The sequence below is a fragment of the Streptomyces sp. CB03238 genome, assembly GCF_002099185.1.
GTDB lineage: Bacteria > Actinomycetota > Actinomycetes > Streptomycetales > Streptomycetaceae > Streptomyces.
The window spans coordinates 86543-109697 of record NZ_NBCN01000027.1; the positions used below are offsets into that span (position 1 = coordinate 86543).

Sequence of the window (23155 nt, forward strand, 5' to 3'; positions counted from 1 at the left end):
CCGCCCAACAGCAGGCCGCATGTAAGCGTCGCGTGTATGCGTCATCCGTACGCGTCGCATGTATGCGCCACCCGCCGGTGCCACTCGCACCGGCGTTTGATAGACATCCAGTTATGCCTCTCATCCCCGAGGAGCCTCAGATTCACGAGAGTGCCCAGGGTCCCCGCGCCACTCCGGCCGCCGGCCGCCCCGCGTCGACCCCCCGACCCGTACCCGGTCCGCGTTCCGCGGCCTCGCCGCGTCCCGGCCGTCCTGGCCCCGGCCCGGCCCGGCCCACGCCTCCGGTGTCGCCGCGCCAGCACACAAGTGCGACGCAGCCCCCGACGCCCCGGCCGGAGAATCGTTCCGTGCCGCGGTCCTCGTCGCCGACCCAACCGCAGGTCCAGATGATCCCCGCTCCCACGGACGGCGCGCTCGACGCCGCCGAAGAGGCGGTCGACCTGCTGCTCGAGACCGGCCGTACACCGGGCGACATCCTCGTCCTGACCACCGGGGAGCAGCACCCGTGGGCAACCCACGAGCTGTCCTTCGGCGACGCGTCCTACTGGGCGCAGCACGACGCCCGTGACGACGTGTTCTTCGCGGACGCGGCCGCCGTGGAGCGCGCGTCGGCCCGCCCGGTGGTGGTCGTCGCGGTCAACGGCGGCGGCGACGACGCGGCTGCCCGCGCCCTGCCGGCGGCGCTGGCCCGGGCGAGCGCGCTGCTGATCGTGTGCGGCGACCCGCAGCGGATCAACTCCGTGCTCGGCGCCGGAGTCTGAGCCGTACGGCCTCGCCAGGAGCCCACGCCTGGCACTGCGTCGCCCCATTCCGGGGCGCCGGTGCCAGGGCCGCCGGCCCATGCGGCGGTTCGGCATGGCCGGTCGCTGTGGGTGGTGTGGTGATGGTGGCGGGGCGTTGGGTGCCGGGCGGGTCCCCGGGCCGGTCGGCTGCCGACCGCCCGCGCGGCGGCTGCGTGACCGGCCACATGGCCGGTTGCCATGATCGGGCGCCTTGCCCGTCACCGTGTGCCGTGACCGTGCACTGTGGCCGTACGCCATGACGGCGCACCGCGGCCGTACGCCATGGCCGTGCGCGTGGCGTGACAGGCGACCGTCCGCTGCGGCCGTGTGCCGTGGCCGTGCGGGTGGCGTCCACGTGACCGTACGCCGTGTGCCGTGTGCCGTGTGCCGTGGCCGCGACGGGACCCCAGGCCCTGACCGGGCATCGTCCGGGCCACCGTGACCGGCCTTTGCGGGCCGGTCGCAGCAGGGGGCGGCTCGTCAGCGGTTCGTCGTACCGGTCTGTTCCGTGCCGGCGCGTCAGCGGGCCGCTGTACGGCGCAACGGCTCCGCCGCGCCGCTCGCGGTGCGCGGGGCCGGCAGTGTCTCGTCGGCCGAGGCGTCCGCCAGGTCGCCGGGCGTCGAGGCCGAGTGCGGGCGTCGGCCACCCCGGCCCTCGCCCAGCACCTGCCAGCCGCCGCGGGTCAGCGTGATGTACGCGCCGCAGCGCAGCCCGTGCAGGGTGCAGGCGTCCCGCAGCCCCCACATCCACGCACCGTCCTCCTCCGTCCACCGCTCGTCGCCGTCACGGCAGTACAGCAGGACGGCGGTACGCACCGGAGTGCGGCGCCGCAGGTCGTGCGGTATGACCCTGCGGAGGTGCGCGAGCAGGGAGTTGCGGAACTCCCAGCCGTCCGCGGGCACGGGGCGGCGTGCGAACGAGGCACTGGCGGTCAGCCGTTCCTCGTGGTCGAGGACGGCGACGACAGCGGTGGCGGGCGTCGGTCGGTGGCGGGCGTGCAGGCCGCTGACGATCTCGCGCGGGTTGCGGAGCAGCGGGATTCCGGCTGCCGCCCACTCGGCGGGTTCGAGCATTCGGGCGAGGCGGCTGGCGGAGTCGGCGGGCGTGCTGATCGAGGTGGCTGCGGACGAAGCGAATCCGAAGGTCACGGTCCTCCCTTCGCATACGCGCCCACAGAGCGGGCAGGGTCGAGTGAGGGACGCACCGGCACAGCCCTTCCGGACCGCGAACGGACCGTGCGGGGAGCGGATTCCAATTCTTGCTGGCGGAACGGGCAAGCGGCAACGAGCAATTGGGGCTGCTGCCTGGAATGGGCTGGTATGGCACTCATATCCTGCCCAGCCAATTCCCCGATGACGCGTCCCGTCATCCCTGAACGGCGAGGACCAGCGGAAACACCCCCTCCGCTCCTGCCCGGCGCAGCAGCCGCGCCGCCACCGCGAGCGTCCAGCCACTGTCCGAAAGGTCGTCCACCAGTAGCACGGGCCCACCGGCCGACGTCAACTCCTCGGCCAGCGCGGGCGGAACGGTCAGGGCCCGGTGCAGGCCAAGCACCCGCTGCGCGCTGTTGGTCCGCGAGATCCGGGCGTCCGCCGCCTCCGGTACGTACTCGACGGAGCCGAGCAGCGGCATCCTGCCCACCTCGGCGATCCGCCGGCCCAGCGAGCCCACCAGCCGAGGCCTGCTGTGCGAGGCGACGGTGACGACCCCCACCGGCCGCGGCGGCGCGTCCGGCGCCCCGGACGCCCAACCACCCGGCCCCTTGGCCCAGTCGGCCAGCACACGCACCACGGCGTCCACCACGTCGTCCGGTACGGAACCGTCCGCGGCATGTGGCGCCAGCATCGGGCGCAGCCGGTTGCCCCAGCCGATGTCGGAGAGCCGCCCGAGCGCCCGCCCCGAGAACGACTGCTCACCAGCGGGGATACGCCCCTTGAGGTCGACCCCGGCCGCCGGCAGCCCGGTCGGCCACATCTTGCGCGGCTCGACCTCCACACCGGGCCGGCCCAGCTCCCCGCGCGCCGCGTCCAGCGCGGCCGCCGACACCTTGGCGTCGAACCGGGGACCCGAGCAGTTGTCGCAGCGCCCGCACGGAGCCGCCTCCTCGTCGTCCAGCTGCCGCCGCAGGAACTCCATCCGGCAGCCCGTCGCCGACGCGTACTCACGCATTGCCTGCTGCTCCGCCTCCCGCTGCCGCGCGACCCACGCGTACCGCTCGGAGTCGTACGACCAAGGCTGTCCCGTGGCGGTCCAGCCGCCCTTCACCCGGCGCACGGCACCGTCGACATCGAGGACCTTGAGCATCGTCTCCAGGCGGGTGCGGCGCAGCTCGACCAGGGGCTCCAGGGCCGGCAGCGACAGCGGCCGGTCGGCGTGCGCGAGCACATCGATGGTGCGGCGCACCTGCTCCTCGGGCGGGAAGGCGACCGAGGCGAAGTACTGCCAGATCGCCTCGTCCTCCTTGCCCGGCAGCAACAGCACCTCCGCATGCTCCACGCCACGGCCGGCGCGTCCCACCTGCTGGTAGTACGCGATGGGGGAGGAGGGCGAGCCGAGGTGCACGACGAAGCCCAGGTCCGGCTTGTCGAACCCCATGCCCAGCGCTGACGTGGCCACCAGCGCCTTGACCCGGTTGGCCAGCAGGTCCTCCTCGGCCTGCTGACGGTCCGCGTTCTCCGTGCGGCCCGTGTACGAGGCCACGATGTGGCCGCACTGGCGCAGATGGGCGGTCACCTCCTCCGCCGCCGCGACCGTGAGCGTGTAGATGATCCCCGAGCCGGGCAGCTCCCCGAGGTGGTCGGCCAGCCAGGCGAGGCGGTGTGCCGCGTCCGGCAGCTGGAGCACGCTCAGGCTCAGACTCTCCCGGTCCAGCGGGCCGCGCAGGACGAGCGCGTCCGTGCCCGCGCCGGTGCCCAGCTGCTCGGCGACGTCCGCCGTCACCCGCGCATTCGCCGTCGCCGTCGTGGCCAGCACCGGAACCCCCGGGGCAAGATCCCCGAGCATGGCCCGCAGCCGCCGGTAGTCGGGCCGGAAGTCGTGACCCCAGTCCGAGATGCAGTGCGCCTCGTCGACCACCAGCAGACCGGTGGCGGCGGCGAGCCGCGGCAGAACCTGATCACGGAAGTCCGGGTTGTTGAGCCGCTCGGGGCTACAGAACTGGGAAGGCATTCAAATTCCAGGCGGAACTGGCACCCTGACCTGGGCAAACGTTCCGGTTGGGGGTGGTCGTGGCCGAGCGCTCACCCCTGGCTATCCTCGATCGGTGCGTGGCAGGCGCCACCCTCCATGAGATATCTGTTGCGCTGAGTGGATTCGCCGATTGTGAGTCCCATCGGGTTGCATGGGGGCATGGACAACCTGGAGCTCCGCGCTGAAGCCGATGCCATCCTCGCTGAGCTGGTCGGCGACCCGGGGGGTTCGGCGCGGCTGCGGGAGGACCAGTGGCAGGCGGTGGCTGCCCTGGTGGAGGAGCGTCGGCGGGCCCTGGTGGTGCAGCGCACTGGGTGGGGTAAGTCGGCGGTGTACTTCGTCGCCACTGCTTTGCTGCGCCGGCGTGGCTCCGGGCCGACGGTGATCGTCTCGCCGCTGCTGGCGCTGATGCGTAACCAGGCGGAGGCGGCGGAGCGGGCCGGTATCCGGGCGCGGACGATCAACTCGGCGAATCCGGAGGAGTGGGTCTCGATCTACGAGGAGATCGAGAGTGGTGCGACCGACGTTCTCCTCGTGAGTCCGGAGCGTCTCAATTCTGTAGATTTCCGGGAGCAGGTGCTGCCCAAGCTGGCGGCTACGACCGGTCTGCTGGTGGTCGACGAGGCGCACTGCATCTCGGACTGGGGTCACGACTTCCGGCCCGACTACCGGCGGCTGCGGGCCATGCTCGGGGATCTTGCCCCGGGGGTTCCGGTGCTGGCCACGACGGCGACGGCGAATGCGCGGGTGACGGCGGACGTCGCCGAGCAGCTGGGCACCGGCGCGGGCGAGGCCCTGGTGCTGCGGGGCTCGCTGGAGCGGGACAGTCTGCGGCTTGGCGTGGTGCGGCTGCCTGACGCGGCGCACCGGCTGGCGTGGCTGGCCGAGCATCTGGACGAATTGCCGGGCTCCGGGATCGTCTACACCCTGACCGTGGCAGCGGCAGAGGAAGCCACAGCCTTCCTGCGGCAGCGCGGGTTCAAGGTGGACTCGTACACGGGGCGGACGGAGAACGCCGACAGGCTCCAGGCCGAGGCCGACCTGCAGCAGAACCGGGTCAAGGCGCTGGTGGCCACGTCCGCGCTGGGCATGGGGTTCGACAAGCCCGACCTCGGTTTCGTGATTCACCTCGGGTCGCCGTCCTCCCCCATCGCGTACTACCAGCAGGTCGGCCGCGCGGGGCGTGGGGTGGAGCACGCGGAGGTGCTGATGCTGCCGGGCCAGGAGGACGAGGCGATCTGGCGCTACTTCGCCGACACTGCCTTCCCGCCCGAGGCCCAGGTCCGCCAGACCCTTACGGCCCTCGCCGACGCGGGGCGTCCGCTGTCCGTGCCGGCCCTGGAGGCGGCGGTGGATCTGCGGCGCACTCGGCTGGAGACGATGCTCAAGGTCCTTGACGTGGACGGTGCGGTCAAGCGGGTCAAGGGCGGCTGGGAGAGCACCGGGCAGCCCTGGGTGTACGACACCGAGCGGTATGCCTGGGTGGCGCGGCAGCGGGCGGCGGAGCAGCAGGCCATGCGTGACTACGTCAGCGCCTCCCAGTGCCGGATGGAGTTCTTGCGCCAGCAGCTGGACGACGAAGGCGCGGTTGCGTGCGGCCGGTGCGATAACTGTGCTGGCGCCTGGATCGGCTCTTCTGTCTCAACCGAGGCGCTGACGGGGGCCGAGAAGGAACTGGATCGCCCGGGAGTGGAGGTCGAGCCGCGCCGGATGTGGCCGACCGGCATGCCCGCCCTTGGCATCGACCTCAAGGGCCGCATCCCCGTCGGCGAGCAGTGCTCCACCGGACGCGCCCTGGGCCGGCTCTCGGACATCGGATGGGGCAACCGCCTGCGCCCCCTTCTGGCCGAGAACGCCCCCGACGGTCCGGTCCCCGACGACGTTTTGAAGGCCGCAGTGGCGGTCCTCGCTGACTGGGCGCGCTCGCCGGGTGGCTGGGCACCGAACGTCCCGGACGCCTCCGCCCGGCCGGTGGGGATCGTTGCTGTGCCGTCCCTGTCCCGCCCGCAACTGGTCGGCTCCCTAGCCCAGGGAATCGCGGCCATCGGGCGCCTGCCCTACCTCGGCACTCTGACCTACGCCGGGTCGAGCGGCGCGCATGCAGCACGCCGCAGCAACTCTGCCCAACGTCTCAGGGCGCTGTCCGGCACCTTCACCGTCTCCAAGGAGCTGGCCGTCTCGCTGGCCGGCTCCTCCGGCCCCGTCCTGCTCGTCGACGACTACACCGATTCCGGCTGGACCCTCGCAGTCGCCGCCCGCCTACTCCGCCAGGCAGGTAGTGCACAGGTCCTTCCGATGGTCCTCGCTGCGGCGGGCTGAGCTTCCCCACGCTGTGAGGGCGACGTCGGCATTGGCGTGGTCAAACGCCGCGACGGCCGCCCATCTCGCGCTCGAACCGGAGCTTGAGTCGTGCGGCCGACTGGATCGTCGAGCACCCCGGACGGAGCGGAGGTTCGCGGGCACATGGCGCAGCACATGCTGGGCGAGGCCGCGGCCGGAGGCTCCTCAGTGGCGTAGCGTTCGCCGCGGTTGGTGCTCGATGCCTTCCCTGATTGCCTATTCTGCGCCCGTGTAGGGGCGGCAGGAGCCGGACAATGTCGTGATCGACAGAATGTCTGTGAACTCAGTCAATGATTGACTCCTGTTGTAGGGTGGCTGAGATACGGTGACATCCGGTGCCGGTCCGTCCGAAAATCGCCCCCGCTCGGAGAAGCGCATGCCAGACTCCATCGACGCGCCCGTCACTCTCGCGGGAATCGCGCGCATCGCGGGTGTGGGTCGAGCGGCGGTGAGTAACTGGCGGCGCCGCCACGACTCGTTCCCAACACCGGTCGGCGGAACGGACACCAGCCCGCAGTTCTCTCTGGCCGACGTCGAACGATGGCTTTACGCCCATGGAAAGATTGAGCGGATCGGGCTGCGTGAGCGGCTGTGGCCGCACTATGAGGCGCTGGGTGAACGTGCGGTCATGGGTGCGGCACTCGCGGAAGCCGGGCGCCGCCTTCTCGCCGCGGAGGGCGCGGACCAGGCCGTGCCCGAGCAGTCCTTCCTTCCGGAAGAGGCCGTCCGTGTGGTGGACGAGACGGTCGATGCCGCACGCCACGAAGGAGGCCGTGCGACCTTCGACTTCCTGCTTTCACGTTGGCTCGACGCCCATGTGCGGCAGGTCAGCACCACTCCGGCCCCACTCGCTCGGCTGATGGCGGACATCGCTCTGACTGTCAGGGCCGGAGGACCAGGGGGCACGGATGCGCGGATTACCGTCCTCGACCCCGCATGTGGCGTTGGTGGGCTGCTCCTGGCCGCCGGTGAGAGCATGGGGGAGCGTGGGGCCGAGGCCAACTCCACGGCGCCAGCGCTCCTCGGGACCGACCTCGACCCGGTGCTTGCCGCGCTGGCAGCCGCCCGGCTGGGCTTTGCCCGCGCAGACGTGGGAGGGGTGGGCACGGAGATCAGGGCGGGAGATTCGCTCCGCGCAGACCCGCACGGTGTCGTGCGGGCCGACGTCGTCCTGTGCAACCCCCCATTCAACGCGCGCGACTGGGGTCATGAGGAACTGGCCACCGACCCCCGCTGGGTCTACGGCCTGCCACCGAGGACAGAGCCCGAACTCGCTTGGGTTGAGCATGCGCTGGCCCGCCTGGCGCCCGGCGGTGTCGCCGTACTCCTGTTGCCGCCGGCGGTGGCCTCCCGGCGTGCGGGTAGGCGCATCCGCGGGGCGTTGCTGCGCACACGCGCGCTGCGGGGAGTCGTCGCGCTGCCAGCCGGAGCCGCGCAACCGCATAGCGTCTCACTCCAGTTGTGGATTCTCCGGGCGCCCGCCTCCGACGGCGGGACGGCTCCGGGTGAGCGGCTGTTCCTGCTCGACGCGGCGACCTCGCAGGGCACGGTCCGGGGAGCTCAGGGTATCGACTGGCCACGGCTGAGCGGTCAGGTCCTTGACGCGGTACAGGCCCACTCCTGGTCCGAGGGTCAGCAGGCGGGAGCGGGGGAGCGGCTGCCCGAGGGGTGCGTCACCGTCCCCGTGATGGACCTGCTCGACGAGCAGACGGATCTCACGCCCGCGCGCTACGTGCCGGAGACGGCCATGGAGGCCCAGGTAAAGCTCCATGAATCCTGGGGGCGCCTGGATGGTTTGCTCGACGAGGTGCGCGGTCATTCCCGTACCCTCGCCGCGATCGACCTGACGGGGGGCGGCGATGCCGCATCCACGGTTATGGTCTCGGACCTGGACCGCGCCCACGCGCTCAAGCTGCGGCAGGGGCAGACGCTTCCAGGCGAGCTCCTGCACGGCGATGCACTTCCGCACGGTGCAGTGCCAGTCCTGAGCGTTCCCGACCTGGTGCAGGGAGGGGGGCCGGGCGGTTGGCTTGCCAGGGCCGTGGTGGAGAAGGGTGCCAGAACCGGCGCGCTCACCGTGGCCGAGCCCGGGGACGTTGTCGTGGTGGGCGTCGAACGGGCCTATCGCGTATGGGTCCAGGTGGACACGCCCCTGGTGCTCGGGCCGCAGCTATACGCGCTGCACCCGGACCCCGAACTGCTCGACGCCTGGTTTCTCGCGGGCTGCCTGCGAGCTCCGGCCAACGCGCGGCAGGCCGGCTCCCACACCTCCAGTTCGGCCCGCATCGACGTACGTAAATTGCAGGTACTCCAGCTTTCTCTCACCGAACAGCGGCCTTACGCGGCGGCCTTCAGGGGACTGCTTGCACTGGAGGAGTCACTTCGCTCCCTTGCGGCGGTGGGCGAGGGCCTTGTCCGGGGCCTCGGGGACGGGCTCGCGGCGGGAAGGCTGCACTGATCGCCCGGTGAGCCTGCCGGTCCCGCATCATCTAAGCGAGTGCGGAGGGGCACCCGCGCCAGATCGTCCGCCTACATCTCGTAGCCCAGCTCGTCGAGCTCGATACCGACGTCGTGACATCGCTCTGCCAGCACCTGGGCGCGAGGGCCGGTGACGCGGGGCAGCTCTTCAAGCACCAGGGCCAGCGCCGATGCCGCAGGGAGCAGGTCGCCGAACGGGATACGGCACTCCGCCGCGCCGAGCGTGCCTTCCAGGTAGTCGGCCAAATCGTTCGGGCTCACGCTGCCCTCCGCCCGCACGGCCAGATCCTCGTAGAGCGCGATCGCCTCCTTGCAGCGCCCGGCAATGCGCATGCCGTTCGCGGCCACGCGGAGGGCCGCCCGGACCCCTGGGTCGAAGGCGCCCCAGTCCCGGCGGGCGGCCGGCAGCAGCTCCGCCAGTCTGTCGACCGCGCTCGCGGGCTCACCGACATCGATCTCGGTCTCGGCCTCGGCGGTGAGCTCCTGAAACACCCTGCGGCTGAGGAACCCGGAAGCGCGGTGCCTCCTGTTTGGCCTGGTCGCGATCGCCGGTGCCGCAGGCGCGGCGGGCAGGTCGTACTCAGCCGGCAGGCGCAACGGACGCGTAGGGTCCGGCTCCAACCGAGGGGAAGGGGCGGCGTCCCCCGGGCGCGGCGCGTACTTCCGCAGCACCTCCGCGACCGCGCGGGCGTCAACCGGCCGGTCCTCCGGCTCCTTCGCCAGCAACTTCAGCACCAGAGCCTCCAGCTCCGCCGGGATGTGCCCGACGTGGCAGGTCGGCGGGATCGGAGCGTCCTTCACGTGCTGGTGCTTCAAGCCGTCCCCGGAGAACGGCGGGTGGCCGGTCAGCAGGTGGTAAAGGATGCAACCCAGCGCGTATAGGTCGGTCTTCGGGGTGATCTGGCGTTCCAGGATCTGTTCCGGGGCCTCGTACCCCCTACTGCCCACAGTGGAACCGTGCTGGGTGTAGTCCGTGACGCCGGGCCAGAGTGGCTTGGCGATGCCGAAGTCGATGAGGACGACCACACCGCTCTCGTCGATGATCAAGTTGTACGGCTTGAGATCACGGTGCACGACCGGAACGTCATGGGCGCAGGCCAGCGCCTCGGCGATCTGGACTCCGATGGCTGCGGCGACGCCGACGGTGGGGGTGTACTGGTCCAGGAAGCGGTGCAGGGGCTTGCCGTCGACGAAGCGCATGACGAGGTAGGGCTCGGTGCCGTGGGATCCCTGGTCGTACAGCTCGGGAATGCTCCTGTTGCGCATGCGTCCGAGAAGTGCGCCCTCGCGCCGGAACCGGCCACGCATGCGCCCCAGCTCGTCGTGCGCCTCGTCTTCGTCCAGTGAGTCCAGAAGATCGCTGTTCGTGCGCAGGCACTTGACGGCCACTAGCCTCTCGTCCCGCAGGTCCTCCGCCTGCCAGACCACGGCCATGCCGCCGCTGCCCAGGTGCTTGCGCAGCTTGTACCGGCCGCCCAGCACGTCGTCCTTCTTCATGCCGCCCCTTGCCTCCGAAGCGTCCCTCGTCCGTCACGAAGAGAGGCGCGACGGTGATGGGGTTTCCGGTTCCGCCGGACCGTTGCGTGGCGGATGCGCCCAGTGTAAAGCGATCGAGAACGATTTCGTGCATGGACTGAGTTCACAGCTGTCGTGTGTCATGCTGGAGTCGCCCGACACCCGGCAAGCCGCTCTCGATGGTGTCGCGTCGGGCCGCCCTGCCGTACCGCTTGGAGGAGCACATGAGTAACTGGCCGCGCCCCGCCGGAACCAGTGGTGACACCAGGCTGGTACGTATGAACCTCGGCGCTGCGCGGCTCGACCCACGAGACTGCCCGACGAAGCGCAGCAGCGACGCCCGCCCGATGTTGATCGCAGATCCGGAACCGCCCGAACTCGTCGCAAAATTTCAGGACTTCACTCTCAAGGTCTTTATGGATGCGCTCGACCTGATTGAACACGAGCGTAACGATCCGGAGTGGGTAATCGGAGAACTCTGGCGTACGAAGGGAACGTTCGGGCTCTACCGTCGTCGCGCGTCGCACCCTCTGCTCCTGTCCTGGTCGGTCGAGGCGGTCCGGCGTTATCTGGAGGCCAGGGCGGCGGACCAACACGCCCGCCAGGCAGCCGGCCTCACGCTCACCGTCCCGGTCCGTGACACCTGGGTGGTTGGCAAGGACCCTGGGCCGGTCGACGCCCGGGGCGCGGACACCTATGAGATGGCCGCCTGGGGACGCCGCTACGCGGCCGTCGACGGCTCCACCAGGGATCTGTGGCTGCTCACCTTTGGCGCTGCCAAGGACGATCGCCCTGAGGGGGAGAAAGCTGTAGCCGCGTACGTCGCGGCCCGGGGGCGTCCCGCGGGCGGGGGCTGGCGGAAGCGACACACTCCGGTCCCCTTCGACAAGCTTCCGCCGTTCCGCACCAACCTGCCCACACAGGTCAGGGTCATCGAATTCGGCTGTGGAGATGGAAAGCGCAAGGAGCTACTCGACTGGAACAGGCAGCAGGCACGGCAGCACTTTACGGCGGAGGGGTGGCCCGCGCTCCTCCAAGCCATCGACGGCACCGGGGCTCGCCCCGGATCCGGCTGCGTCGACTGCAAGGCGATGACCGGCTGCGAGACACTCCCGCGCACTCCGGAACTGCTGCGGATCACACTACCGAAACCCCAGCGGCCACGACGCAGCGCCTCGGTCACTGATCTGCGCGCCTACCGGGACTGTCCGGCGAAATACCACATGACCCGGCAGCTCAAACTGCGCTCCTCGAAACCCGAGAGCCCGGAGGTACGACGCGGCCGCGTGGTTGACGACATCCTGAACCAACGGCACGGCAGCAAGCCCTACCGGAGCTGTGAGGCGCTCTCCGGTCCGGCGGACCCGGCATCCTGGGGCGCGGGCGGCCTGCACCTGAGCGGTCAGGAAGCACTCGACGGCGCCGCCATGCTCGAACAGCACGCCTTCTACTGCCCGCTAGATGGCCTTGCCGCGTACGAAGAGGTGCGTGTGCAGTACCAGGCGGTCTGTTATGACCCCGAACTCGATCTCGTTCTGATAGCCACCCCCGATCTGCTTCACACCCGTCGCGGGGGCTGGATCTGGCGGGAGACCAAGACCGCGAGCGGGTACCTCTATGAAGGGGAGCCGCTGTTGAAGCGCTATCCCCAGCTGGCGCTCGGCGTGTTGATGCTGGCCGCCGGGGTCCTGGGCGGTGACGTGGCGCGCTCCAGGGTGGAGCTCGAACTGCTGCACACCGACGACGTGACCTTTGAAGAGCTGGATCCCTCGCGCCCGGGGACCGTCGACGAAGCGAGAGAAGTGGTCGCGCAACTCGCCCAGCCCTGGGCCCAGGATCAGGACTACCCGACCACTCCAGGCCGGCACTGCGGCAGCTGCGAAGCCCTCGAATGGTGTCACCCGGGAATCGAACATCTCGCCACGACGGAGCAGGAGCCTCGATGACCACGGCCTCTGATACCCACACAGCCCAGCGCGGCGACTGGCTCGACTTCCCCGACGTACGGCTCGTCCGTACTCTGGCCGGCGCGGTAATCCAGCTCGCCGACCTCGGATCGCTCTCCTCCTTCAGGCTGCCCTACCCGGCCGAAGCCCAGCGCGCCCTCGACCGGACCGTCCTCGCCTGCCTCCTCAGAGGTGTCGAGGAGATCCCCCGCAGCCTCCCGGAACTGCTTTTCTGGTGCCACAGCCGTCCCCTGGAGGACTGGCCCCTCGACCTGCCGCCGGATGCCTTCGGGCCGGATGACTACCTGGTGGACCCCGAGGCGCTAGTTCCCACCCAGTTGTGCCACGAGTGGTGGATCAGAGGCAAGGACGCCGGTGCCGCCCAATTCGACCGAGAGGTCATCCACACGGCGATGCGCCTGTGCCGCAAGGCGTCGTCGCCCGAGTCCTACGTAGCCTTCCGGAAGCTCCTGGTGGAACGCCCGGTGCTCACTGGAGTGGAACGGTTCGAGACCGAGACCGACCTGTTCCTTGCCCCCGTGCAAGAACTCCTGGACCAGTGCTACGCGGCGGTTCCGGCCTCCTACGAAGACGAGGGAACCTACGTCACCTGCGGTCGCTGCCTGACCCTGCTCACTCCGGTCGCGGGCGGCGCATCATGGTGGTGCGAACGTGACCGGTGCCGCCGACGAGGCGCGCCGCCGCACGGGCGGACCTTGGCCGGGGCGGACGCGGCTGGGCTGCTGCAGCTCGTGCGGCCGCTCAGGCAGTTCGTCACCAGCCCCGGGCGCGCCGAGGTCGAACTGGAGGCCAGGCTGAGCGCGCTCGGACTCGAAGTCCAGCTCTGGCCGGGCTTCGACGCCTACGACTTGCGCGTGACTTTCCCCGACGGGCACGTCTGGGCCATCGATGTCAAGGACTGGAAACATCCCGGTCTGCTCGGCCGTGCCGCGAAACCCGTCCGCCCGGAGCCGCCCTACGACGAGTCGTGCTGGGTGGTCCCCCGAGAACAGGCCGAAGCCCATCGCGACTACCTCGGCACGTACCGGCGAAACCGGCCTGCCACGGCCGAGGGCCTGCTCTTGCTCACCGACGATCGGCTCGTCGCACTCGCCTCCGCCCGGCTCCGAGGGGAAGGCGGCCCTCACCTGATGGACTCCACACCGACGAACGGATCGCCCCGTGCGTAACAGCAGCGAGTGGTACCAGCCACTGGCCAAAGCCCTGGAGCCGGTCTGGCCCCAGGAACATCAGGATGTGAACCCCTCCCTGCTCTGCCAGGTGGAGCTCGGCCTCTACCTGATGGAGACCCTCGACCCGTCCCGCGACGCCCGAGGCGTCTACACCCTCTTGGGCGGCTACCCCTTCGCCGTAGCCGCGGGCCTCGTGACCACGCCGGCCCAGCGCGACCGGCTGGACGTGGCGCGCCACCTTCTGTGGAAGTTGCGCCGCCGACGCATGTGGCACCAGTGCCTGGAGACGTATGCCCAGCTACCCGAACGGCTCCGTGGATACCGACTGCCCGAGGGGGGAGGGCCGGCGCGGCGGGTCGAGCCGACGGTCGCAGGCGACCGCTTCGGCAAGTTCGAGCGTGCGCTGTCCAGGCTTCCGGATTTCGACCAGCGCCTGCTGCCGCCTGCCCCGGCGGGCCAGGCCCGCTTCACCGAGCGACACCGGCCGGCCTCCGTGACCATCCCCGAGCAGTTGTGCTTCCCTCCGCCCGCCGGCCACGACCTGGGCCGGGTCCCGGACACCGCAGGTCGGCCCCTGGACATCCCACTGGCCGAACTCGCGGAAACGGCACGCTGGATGGAGGAGTCCGAGACCGCCGGCGGTCTCCCCTCCGGGAAATGGGTGCGACGCCTGGAGGATCTGCAGCTCGATGTCCTCTCCACCGACGGGCTGCACTTCGAGAAGACGACAACACTGCGCCTGGACCAGCTGCTCCATCTGGTCGGCATGGTGGGCGCGGGGAAGAGCACCCTGATGAATCTCATCGCCGTCTGGGGTGCGCGCAAGGGGTTGCGTACGACTCTCGTCGTCGGCGATGTCGCCGAACAGCTCACCCTGGTCGGCCAGTTCCGGGACTTGGGGCTGAAGGCCGCCCCCGTCATTGGTGGCACCACCCGCGAGCAGCACGCGTCCCGGCTGCACCGCCGACTCGCCGCACGCGGCCAAGCCTCCCTGCTCCAGCACGACGATCCGGCCTTCGACGACCTGAGCACGGTGTGCGTCCTCGACGCACAGCGCGGACTGGAAGCGGCCGAACCCCTACGCTACGTCGACGCCCCCTGTACGGAACTGCGCCCGGTCAAGACGCCCGGTCCAACCGCCGCTGAGGACATCCCGATGCCCGTGTACCGGCACGATGAATCCGCGCGGCAGATAGAGAAAGGCGCAGGGGGGACGGACCCTGAGACCTCCCGGTCCGACCACGGCTGTCCGGTGTGGAGCGTCTGCCCCCGACACGCCACCGACCGAGAGCTGGTCGACGCCCTGATCTGGGTGGCCAACCCCGCCAGCTTGCTGCAGAGCGCCGTCCCGAACCACCTCAATGCGGAACGTTTGAGGCACCTCGAACTCGCCTGCCTACGCAGCGACATCGTCATCGTCGACGAAGCGGACCGCGTACAGATGCAGCTCGACACCGCCTTTGCCCCGTCCGCGACGCTGATCGTGCGAGGCCCGGAATCCTGGCTCGACCGGCTCGGCATTCACAAGATCGATGAATTGGCCCGGCAGGGCCGACTTCCCCTCTCGGCACGCGACGTCGAACGATGGTCGGCCTCCCTGGACCTCGTGCACATCGCCGCCAACCGCCTTTACCGCAGGCTGATCACCGAGGACGACCTCCGTGAGTGGGCGGACATCGAATACTTCAGCGCCTGGACCCTCCAGGAGAAACTGATCAATGAGTGGTACCCGCGGCCGCACGTCGATGGATCCGTCCTAGACGGGATCTCCTCCGACACCGAGGTGTACGACTCCGACGGCGACTCCGACGGTCTCGCCTCACCGCGCACCCCGGGCACGGAGGCATGGGACGCACGCCGCAGCGAGGTGACCCAGGCCCTCGATGCCTTCCGCGACGACCCACTCGGTGATCGCGGCCCGCACGGTGAACTCACCGACACCCTGATCCGCAGGGCCGGAGATCTCCTGCACAACCTCGACCAGACGGCGACCAGCCAGCGTGTCCGCTCCGTCCTCGATGTCTTGCTCACAGGGTCGCCCATCATGGACGGTTCACTGCGACAAGAGGCGCCGGGGCCGGGGAAGCCCGACCGGGACCCCGTGGATTCCTGGGGGACCGAGCCCTGGCTGGAACGGGCGACACGGCGCCTCGAGTTCACCCTGGTACTGGCCGCACTGCATCAGCGCCTCGAACGCGTCACTTTCCTGTGGCCGCAGGCCGAGGCGGCCCTCCACCTGGACACCGCCGACAACGAACTCTCCCGCAGACCGCCCCTGGACTACGCACCGGTCGTGCCGGAAGCCCCCATGGGTAACGTCCTCGGATTCCAGTACCTGCCCGAAGACCCGGAGCGAGGGCCGGAAGGCGACGAACACCGCAGCGGCACCCTCCGCTTCTTCCGGTGCGCCGGCGTCGGCCGGGAACTCCTGCTCACCCTTCCCGCACTGGGGGCCGACCCCGCCGCGGGCCGACCCGGACCACACGTGGTGCTCATGTCAGGCACCAGCTGGGCCGGTACATCGACCCGCGCACACGTCATGGCGCCCGTCAAGGCGATCCTCAAACCCCACCAGGCCGCCGTCGACTCCATCCGGCAGACCCGCTTCAGCACGCTGTTCCTCTACGACGGCGAAGGAACCCCGCTCACCCTCTCCGGAGCCAAACTCGACACCCGCGAACGGGTTCTGGCCCAGATGGTCACCCAACTCGGGAAGTCGGCCCCAGGCAGCACATCGCTCCTGGACCGGGAACTCCGGCAGATCGAGGACGGCGAACGCCGGCGGGCATTGCTCCTGGTCGGCAGCTACCACGACGCCAGGACCGCTGCCGACCTCCTTGAACGCATGCCCCGCTGGCGTGGCAAAGTCCGCGTACTTGCCTCCGACAAGGCAGAGCTCGACCACACCGGCCCCGGTGACTCGGCCACGGACGACTTCACCAGTGCCTCCGCCGTACGACGAGGCGACCTGGCAGCCTTCGCCAAGGACGAGGACGCCGAAGTCCTGGTCGCCCCCTTGATGGCGATCGAGCGCGGTCACAACATCCTCAACCAGAGCCACAAGGCCGCCTTCGGGACCGTGCTCTTCCTCGCCCGCCCCCACCCGCGCCCCGACGACCTCTCTCTGGCTGTCTTCGCCGTCAACGACTGGGTCACCAGGTTCGTCCGCGACCAGCCGGATCCCGAAGCGGGAACCTTTGGCAAGCTCGTAGCCGACGCTGCGGATCTGGACGCCGCTGGGCTCGGCTTCCGCCTCGCCGCCCGGAAGGAATGGCGCCGCCTGCTCTCCCGACGCTACATCTACTCCCGGCTCAGCGACGCGGAGAAGACGTCCTTCGCCTGGGACCAACTCGTCACCATCTGGCAGGTCATCGGCCGACTGGTGCGAGGCGGAGTGCCCGCCCGTGTCGTATTTGTCGACGCGGCCTTCGCCCCCGCCCTTGCCGAGGCCGGGGCTCCGCCCGCCGCGGCGACCCGGAGCGGACGCCGGCGCAACGACGACGGACTGCTGATCAAGCTCCGCGACGTCCTCGCGCCCTACTTCGACGACGAGACCGCACCCGAATCGTTCCCCGACCCCGCCGACCCCGCCCTGGTACGCACGCTCTACCACCCCCTCTACGACGCCCTGTGCGGCCTGAGCGCCGGAAACTGACCCCGAGAACCGAAGGAGACCGTGGAGTCCCATGGCCGCCAAATACCGTGACACCAGCCGGGCCGCCTACCTCCTCAAGCCCGACGCCACCCCCTGGACCGCCCGATACCGCGCGCTGCCCTTTCCCGAACAGTGGCACTCGAGCATCCTGGAGCTCTGCAACCTCGGACGCGACCCCGAAGCCGACCCTTACCGAACCGCGCCCGTCGCCCGCTTCAACGGAGTACTACAGAGCCTTGCCCCCGAACTGATCGTCCGGGGACGCCCCCGCGACCCGCTCCAGCAGGCCGAGGACTTCTGGCTGTACGCCCCGCACGACGTCCCCCACCCCCTGCCGGGAGACACCCTTGACCGGCTGAATGGCTCCTGGCTCCAGGACATCCGTGCCGAGCCCGAGCACTACCGCGCCGTCCTGGACACGCACACGGCACTGCGCGCCTGCCCGCCGCAGTGGCAGGACGTCACCGTCGACCTACTCGGCTGCCCCACGACCGACGGCGGAACCGCAGCCCCGCGCGACCGGCAGTACCAGCTCGCGACCGATGCTCTGGCCCGGCGCATCCTCGCTCTCGGCCCCTACGAGCACAGCGCCGGCAGCCTGCACTTCCGAGCCGTGCCACGAGGACCGCGCCAGCAAGGGGCGGAGCTCCTCTCGCAGCCCCTCTCGCACGTGGTCAAGGGGCGCGAGTGGTGGTTCTCCATCGTGATCAACATTTCGCTGCACTCCGTCCCCCTCGACCCTCGCCCGCGCCTCCACCTGCACACCGGAGTGCGCCGCTGGGCGACTCGCCTCGATGCGAAGAAGCAGCGGCTGCGGCTGCCGTACGGCCGCGACACCTCCGTATATCTGCTGCCGGGCATCCCCTGGCTGCCCGGCACACCCAGCAGCGACCGCTACGCGGTGGCGCGTCTGACTTGGGACCGCGGGACTCAGGACTACGCCTGGAAGAACAACGGACCCGCCCAGATCCTGGGCAGGCTGGCACTCAACCGCCCCTTCCCCGACCCGGACAGCCTGCTCACCGAACCCGAGGAATGGATCGGCGACGGGGAAGGCACCCGAGCCTCGGTTGTCCACAGCACACACATGGGTGCCCATGGCATCGGCACCGGCCTCATGTCGCACCAGCGTTCACAGATCGTCGAATGGGCCGAACAAGCGCTGCCCGAGCAGATGCGCCGGGTCTCCTCCCTCAGCCGGGCGAGCGCCGGCTCCAGCGCCCCCGCCAACGCCCGGCCCAAGCCCAAGGCGACCGAGAAGGCCGCCGAGGCTGAACGTGAAGCCCTTGCTCGCCGGACTGCACTGGCGGTGGCAGCCAGGATCAACGAGGGCCAGGACCTCTCTGAAGCGGTTGAGGGGAGCGGAGACGCGGCGGTCGTCGAGGCTCGACTGTTGTGGCAGAGCCCCTCCTTCCGGGACGCGGCCATCGAGGCCGTCGCCGATGTCCTCGGGCTGGACGGTGACGGCGGCCGACCGGCGCCCGCCAACGCCGAGGAGGCATACGAGCTGGCTGCGCCCGGAAGCCCGGTCGTCCTCGAATGGAAGTCCCCGGAACTGACCCTTCGCCTTCGCTGCCTGCGCACCACAGGTGGCATCACCGACACCCTGGGCATCGACCCCAAGGCGCGCCCAAGGGGCAAGGCCCTGGAGACGGGCATCAACACTCGGCGGAAGGCGGCCGAGGAGTTCCTCACCAAGGATGGCGCCGACCCGCTCTGCCCTAGCTTCGCACTCGTGGAGATCGACCGCCGTCAGGACTTCGCCCACCGCCTGGACGACCCCAAGTACGCCCTCCGCCTGGGCTGCGCGGATGCGGGCGTGCTCACACAGTTCGCTCTCGTCCCCAAGAAGGCCAAGGGGCACAACACCGAGAAGAACCTCTTGCACCGGGTCCACTCAGGATGGGAGGACGCCCTGCGCCAGTACGGCGTGCGCGTCCTGCCCGAGCACACGCTCGGCGAGGCGCTTCCCGCGGACCTGCGCTACGTCGCCACATACATGGTCAAGCGACGCAAGGACGGACCCACACGGCTTCCCCTCCACACCCCGGTCGCCGTCATGGTGACCCCGCTCGCACCGGGCAGCGGCCTGGCCGCGGTCGCTGGCTGGGACGAGCGGACGGGACGCTGGATTCCCTACCCACGCTTCCTCCTCGGCCTGGTCAAGACGGCCGAGATTCCTGAGGTGAGCGAACCCGCCGAGGCCGACACCGCCCCGGTCTCCGAAGCCTCCGTCTTCGTACCCCGACAGCGTTCGAAGTACCGCATCTGGCACCAGAACATGGACCAGCAGCGCAAGGCCACCGCCCGCTACCTCCAGAAGATGATCAGGTCCCTCCGCGGCCGACCGACCGTCCTGCTGACTCATTCCCAGAACAGTCGGCTGCACTGGCCGTGGCTTCAGGACAGCCAAACCGAACGAGACCTGATCAAGACCGGGCACGCGCAGCCGGTTGGGCTCGACCCCGACCTCCGGCTGGTCCGCGTACGCACCGCAGCGGGTCGGGAGACCCCTCAATGGTGGGGTAACGCGGCTCCTGGCGAGGTTAACGGCCTGCCCCAGGGGCTGTGGACGGAAGACGAAGACGCGATCCGGTCCTCGGGGCGGATCTTCTACAGCACCACTCCCAAGGCGGGCACCTTCCGGGACTCCGCCGTCGAGGCCGACAAGATCGCTCCCCGGCCTCTGCGTCAGGGCCCCAACAAGGGCAAACCCACCATCGACACGCACATCCCCGCCTGGAACCCCGGGCTGGTGGAAATCGCGGTCTTGGGCTGCCACCCGGACGCCGGCGACTCGCCCGAAGCCCTTGCCCTTGCTGTGCACCAGCTCCGCCAGGCTCCCGACTACCTGGACGCACTCTCACTGCCACTACCCCTGCACCTGGCGAGCCTCGCCCAGCACTACGTTCTGCCAACGGTCGCCGAGGGAGAGGGCGAGGTCGATGAGACCTCTCTGGAGGAGTCAGCTGCTGACAAGGCGGAGAGCATCGTCGATGGGCAGCGTGTAGTCGCGGCGCTGGGTTTGATCACTGAGGAGGCAGACACCGAACCGGCAGACGTGGATCCGGAATACGCGGAGGACCCCGGTCTCGCGCAAGCCCCTGAGGACGAGCAACTCGCGCTGTTCTCATGAAGGAACGGGCAGAGTCGGAATCAGAGGACCGTGCTCTGCCCGGTGACATCGATTCAGAATACGTGCGGCAGGCTTCGGGTACCATCACCCGCCCACGTCAGCAGACTCTGCTGCCGTTCATCCGGATTCGGGAGCAACACCGCGTACTCCGCCGCGAGTTCATCGCGGGCTTCCTTTGATGTGCCCAGTTCGCACCACGAGCGACCGAATGGAAACAGCTGGTTGATTCCCTGTGAGCCCTTAGAGCGGCCTGCCAGCTGCTCGCCTGCCGAGGTTTTCGTGACGTACTCATCGGGGTAACGGATCTGACGTGCAAAACCCTGATGCAACGGCCGTTGTGGCGGCCCGCCTGCGTTTGGACCGGAGAGCGCTGAGGGTTGTGGACTACCTGCGCGTGTCCACGGAGGAGCAGGCCAAGGGCTACGGCATCGCGTACTCGGGTAAGAAGACGGGCGCGTACATCGGTCAAAGGGGCTGGGAACACGTTGGAACCTTCGTAGATGAGGGCGTCTCAGGGGCGCTGGAAGCCTATGAACGTCCGGCTCTGCGGCGGCTGATGGAGGATGCGCGGAAGGCGCCGCGTCCCTTCGACATCGTCGTCGTCAACGAAGGCCGTGCTATCGGTCATACCGGGCGCGCGTTTTGGAAGTGGGTCTGGGAACTCCAGGAGATCGGCGTCTTCGTTGCCGTGGTCAAGCGAGACTACGACAACAGCACTCCCGAAGGGGAGAGCAAGATGCGCAAGGATGCCGACTACGCCGAGGACGAGCGGGACATCATCCGCGAGCGCACCCAGGGCGGGATCCAGGAGAAGGCAGAGGCTGGAGGATACGTCGGCGGCAAGGTGCCCTACGGGTACCGCGTCGTCGGCGGCCGTCTGGTCCTCGACGAGTGCCCCGACAGCAGAGACTGCGGGGCGAAGCATGAGGCATGTGCCCTGCGCCGAGGGCAGTCGTTGTTCGTTGCGCTGCGTGACTGGGGCAAGGCGGCGGTCGCGCTGAACGGCGAGGGCTCTGCGAAGCGGGACGGCCGGCCGTGGGCTGGCCACAGTCTGCGTCAACAGGTGCTCAGCCCCATTGTGCTGGAGGCGCGGCAGGCGTTCCGGGGCTCAAACGGGGTGAAGCGCGATCACGACGGCCGGCCTGCGAACGGAGATCCAGTGGTCATTCCTCTGCCACCTGTCTTCACCCCCGCCGAGGTCGCGGAGGTCAGGGCCGCCAGCAGGCATCCGGTCCGCACGCCGCAGAAGGCCCGTGTCTACCCCCTCACCGGCCGCATCGTCAGCCCCTGTGGCAAGCGCTACATCGGTGGCGGAACGATCGGCCGGGTTCCGGCGTACAGGTGTCAAGGGCGGAGCGAGGCATACGTCGGCGCGCCCACCTGCTCGTGCCCCTACCTGGCCGCCGACCCGGTCGAAGAACAGACGTGGCGACAGGTGAGGACGTTCCTCAGTGACGCCGAGAGACTCAAGGCCGCAGCGGGAGACCGGACCGGGATGCGCGCTGGTCAGCGTGAAGGACTTGAGGAACGCAGAACGGAACTCGACCGACAGGTTAGGAACCAGAGGCGGGCTGTCGCCATTGCCATCGGCGTAGCCGCGAAGGATGTCGCCGCGCGTGACCTGTCTCTGGCGGAGTCGGAGAAGGCGGTGGAGCGTGCGATCGCACCTCTGCAGGCCGAACTCGACGTCCTGCTCGCGTCGAGGAGCAAGATGACCGCCCAGCTGGCGGAAGCAGGGACGGCACAGGTGAGGTCTGCCCAGCTGATTGAGCTGGCGGCGATGGCGCGCCGGACTCTGCACCATCTTCCGCTAGAGGAGCAGAAGAAGTTCCTGGCCGCGGTCGACGCCAAGGTGACCCTCCTGAAGCCTCCTCGACGCGGACGTAAGGGGCAACCGTGCGCGCTGGCGGCATGGTTTGTCGAGAGACAGCTACCAGTCCCGCTACTGACCGACGAGGGATGGGCAAGGATCGAGCCAATGATCACCCATAAGCCCCGGAGCGTCAGCCCCCGGCTGGTGATGGCAGGAATCCTCTACAAGGTTCGCACGGGCACCCCCCGGAGCGACCTCCCGGCGCTCTTTGGTGAACCAGCGACTCTGCGGACCTACTCGGCCCGTTGGCGCCAATCCGGCTTCTGGGCGAACGCGATACAGGACCTCGCGGCAGTCGAGAGCACAGCACTGCCTGCGCTGTCCGAGCTGACCATGCGGATCGAGTGCATCTTCGAGCCGCAGCACCTATTGAACAACAGGCAGAGCGTGAGCACGGGGACGGAAACGTCTTGGGGTGACACCACGGCCAAGGTGTTCAACTTGCCGGTGATACTGGAGTGTTGACCTGTGAAAATGCGTTGTGCGGCTGGAGCGGGGCCCAGCGTGCTGGGTTCCGGCCGAGCCCGCTGAAGAGTGTGCAGAGCCCGAGTTTGGAGAAGGCAGTTCGTCAGGGCTGACCAGCAGCACATCCACCGTGCCCTCGGCCACCCCCTGCTGGATCGTCTCCCACTCCTCGGTGTTGGAGGAGTTGATCGTCCGGGCGTGGATACCGGCCCGGGCCGCCGCCTCCACCTGATTGCGCATGAGCGCGAGCAGTGGCGAGACGATCACCGTCGGACCGCTTCCCCGCTCACGCAGCAGTGAGGTCGCGACGAAGTACACGGCCGACTTCCCCCAGCCCGTGCGCTGCACGACGAGCGCTCGCCGCTTGTCCGCCACCAGAGCCTCGATCGCACGCCACTGGTCCTCGCGCAGCCGTGCGGCACCGCCGGCGTCCCCGACGAGACGGGCGAGCACGGCATCGGCGGCCGCGCGAAGCGTGCTGGGTCCTGCGTTGCTCGTGTGCTCCATGCCTCCATGCAACAGCACGGGTCTGACATTGATACTCGTAGCGGGTTCCGGTGGTCGTGGCTCAGGGTCTGACTG

The 23155-nt window shown here is 69.4% G+C and carries 10 protein-coding genes and 2 pseudogenes; 8 read left to right on the plus strand and 4 right to left on the minus strand.

Annotated elements, in window-relative coordinates; translation table 11 throughout:
* Positions 1-113: 113 nt before the first annotated feature.
* Positions 114-761: a hypothetical protein gene (locus BKD26_RS33595; RefSeq protein ID WP_084906100.1), complete on the plus strand. Its 648-nt coding sequence runs from the start codon at positions 114-116 to the stop codon at positions 759-761.
* 540 nt (positions 762-1301) lie between these two features.
* Here the strand turns inward: BKD26_RS33595 and BKD26_RS33600 are convergent.
* A complete protein-coding gene (locus BKD26_RS33600) occupies positions 1302-1931 on the minus strand; it encodes a hypothetical protein (protein ID WP_084906102.1) in 630 nt (209 codons plus the stop codon).
* Positions 1932-2148: 217 nt separating this feature from the next.
* Positions 2149-3933: pseudogene (locus BKD26_RS33605) on the minus strand (helicase-related protein); the annotation flags it as partial.
* Between the two features lie 198 nt (positions 3934-4131).
* Between BKD26_RS33605 and BKD26_RS33610 the strand changes: the two are divergent.
* Together BKD26_RS33610 and BKD26_RS33615 are read left to right on the plus strand one after the other, a co-directional pair.
* Positions 4132-6291 carry a RecQ family ATP-dependent DNA helicase gene (locus BKD26_RS33610; RefSeq protein WP_084906130.1) on the plus strand — a complete coding sequence of 720 codons (2160 nt, stop codon included), beginning with the start codon at positions 4132-4134 and terminating at the stop codon, positions 6289-6291.
* Between the two features lie 397 nt (positions 6292-6688).
* Entirely contained in the window at positions 6689-8770 is a 2082-nt protein-coding gene (locus BKD26_RS33615; RefSeq protein ID WP_084906104.1) for an N-6 DNA methylase, read from the plus strand.
* A 71-nt stretch (positions 8771-8841) separates the two neighbouring features.
* Here BKD26_RS33615 and BKD26_RS33620 read toward each other — a convergent pair whose 3' ends face one another.
* Positions 8842-10287 (minus strand): serine/threonine-protein kinase, encoded by a 1446-nt coding sequence (locus tag BKD26_RS33620; protein ID WP_084906106.1) that lies wholly within the window; start codon positions 10285-10287, stop codon positions 8842-8844.
* A gap of 296 nt (positions 10288-10583) precedes the next feature.
* Here BKD26_RS33620 and BKD26_RS33625 point away from each other — a divergent pair, with 296 nt between their 5' ends.
* The 5 genes from BKD26_RS33625 to BKD26_RS33645 all read left to right on the plus strand — a co-directional run bounded on the left by BKD26_RS33625 (position 10584) and on the right by BKD26_RS33645 (position 22573).
* Entirely contained in the window at positions 10584-12251 is a 1668-nt protein-coding gene (locus BKD26_RS33625) for a PD-(D/E)XK nuclease family protein (RefSeq protein ID WP_179166800.1), read from the plus strand.
* On the plus strand, positions 12248-13441 hold the full coding sequence (locus BKD26_RS33630; protein WP_084906108.1) for an HU-CCDC81 and SPOR domain-containing protein: 1194 nt from the start codon (positions 12248-12250) through the stop codon (positions 13439-13441). The genes BKD26_RS33625 and BKD26_RS33630 overlap by 4 nt, the downstream gene beginning before the upstream one ends.
* A complete protein-coding gene (locus tag BKD26_RS33635; protein WP_084906110.1) occupies positions 13434-17099 on the plus strand; it encodes a hypothetical protein in 3666 nt (1221 codons plus the stop codon). Before BKD26_RS33630 ends, BKD26_RS33635 begins: the two co-directional genes overlap by 8 nt.
* Before the next feature lie 31 nt (positions 17100-17130).
* Positions 17131-20235: a DUF3962 domain-containing protein gene (locus BKD26_RS33640; protein ID WP_084906112.1), complete on the plus strand. Its 3105-nt coding sequence runs from the start codon at positions 17131-17133 to the stop codon at positions 20233-20235.
* Positions 20236-20545: 310 nt separating this feature from the next.
* Positions 20546-22573, plus strand: a complete 2028-nt coding sequence (locus tag BKD26_RS33645) for a recombinase family protein (RefSeq protein ID WP_084906114.1) — start codon at positions 20546-20548, stop codon at positions 22571-22573.
* Between the two features lie 84 nt (positions 22574-22657).
* On the opposite strand, the pseudogene BKD26_RS33650 reads toward BKD26_RS33645, so the two are convergent.
* Positions 22658-23080 (minus strand): annotated as a pseudogene (locus BKD26_RS33650) (DEAD/DEAH box helicase); the annotation flags it as partial.
* Positions 23081-23155: the final 75 nt, after the last annotated feature.

What these genes read in the sequence shown, in the direction of transcription:
- BKD26_RS33640 (WP_084906112.1), top strand. Translation starts at nt 17,131, where the DNA reads ATGGCCGCCAAATACCGTGACACCAGCCGGGCCGCCTACCTCCTCAAG.
- BKD26_RS33595 (WP_084906100.1), top strand. Translation starts at nt 114, where the DNA reads ATGCCTCTCATCCCCGAGGAGCCTCAGATTCACGAGAGTGCCCAGGGT.
- BKD26_RS33610 (WP_084906130.1), top strand. Translation starts at nt 4,132, where the DNA reads ATGGACAACCTGGAGCTCCGCGCTGAAGCCGATGCCATCCTCGCTGAG.
- BKD26_RS33625 (WP_179166800.1), top strand. Translation starts at nt 10,584, where the DNA reads ATGAACCTCGGCGCTGCGCGGCTCGACCCACGAGACTGCCCGACGAAG.
- BKD26_RS33615 (WP_084906104.1), top strand. Translation starts at nt 6,689, where the DNA reads ATGCCAGACTCCATCGACGCGCCCGTCACTCTCGCGGGAATCGCGCGC.
- BKD26_RS33630 (WP_084906108.1), top strand. Translation starts at nt 12,248, where the DNA reads ATGACCACGGCCTCTGATACCCACACAGCCCAGCGCGGCGACTGGCTC.
- BKD26_RS33620 (WP_084906106.1), bottom strand. Translation starts at nt 10,287, where the DNA reads ATGAAGAAGGACGACGTGCTGGGCGGCCGGTACAAGCTGCGCAAGCAC.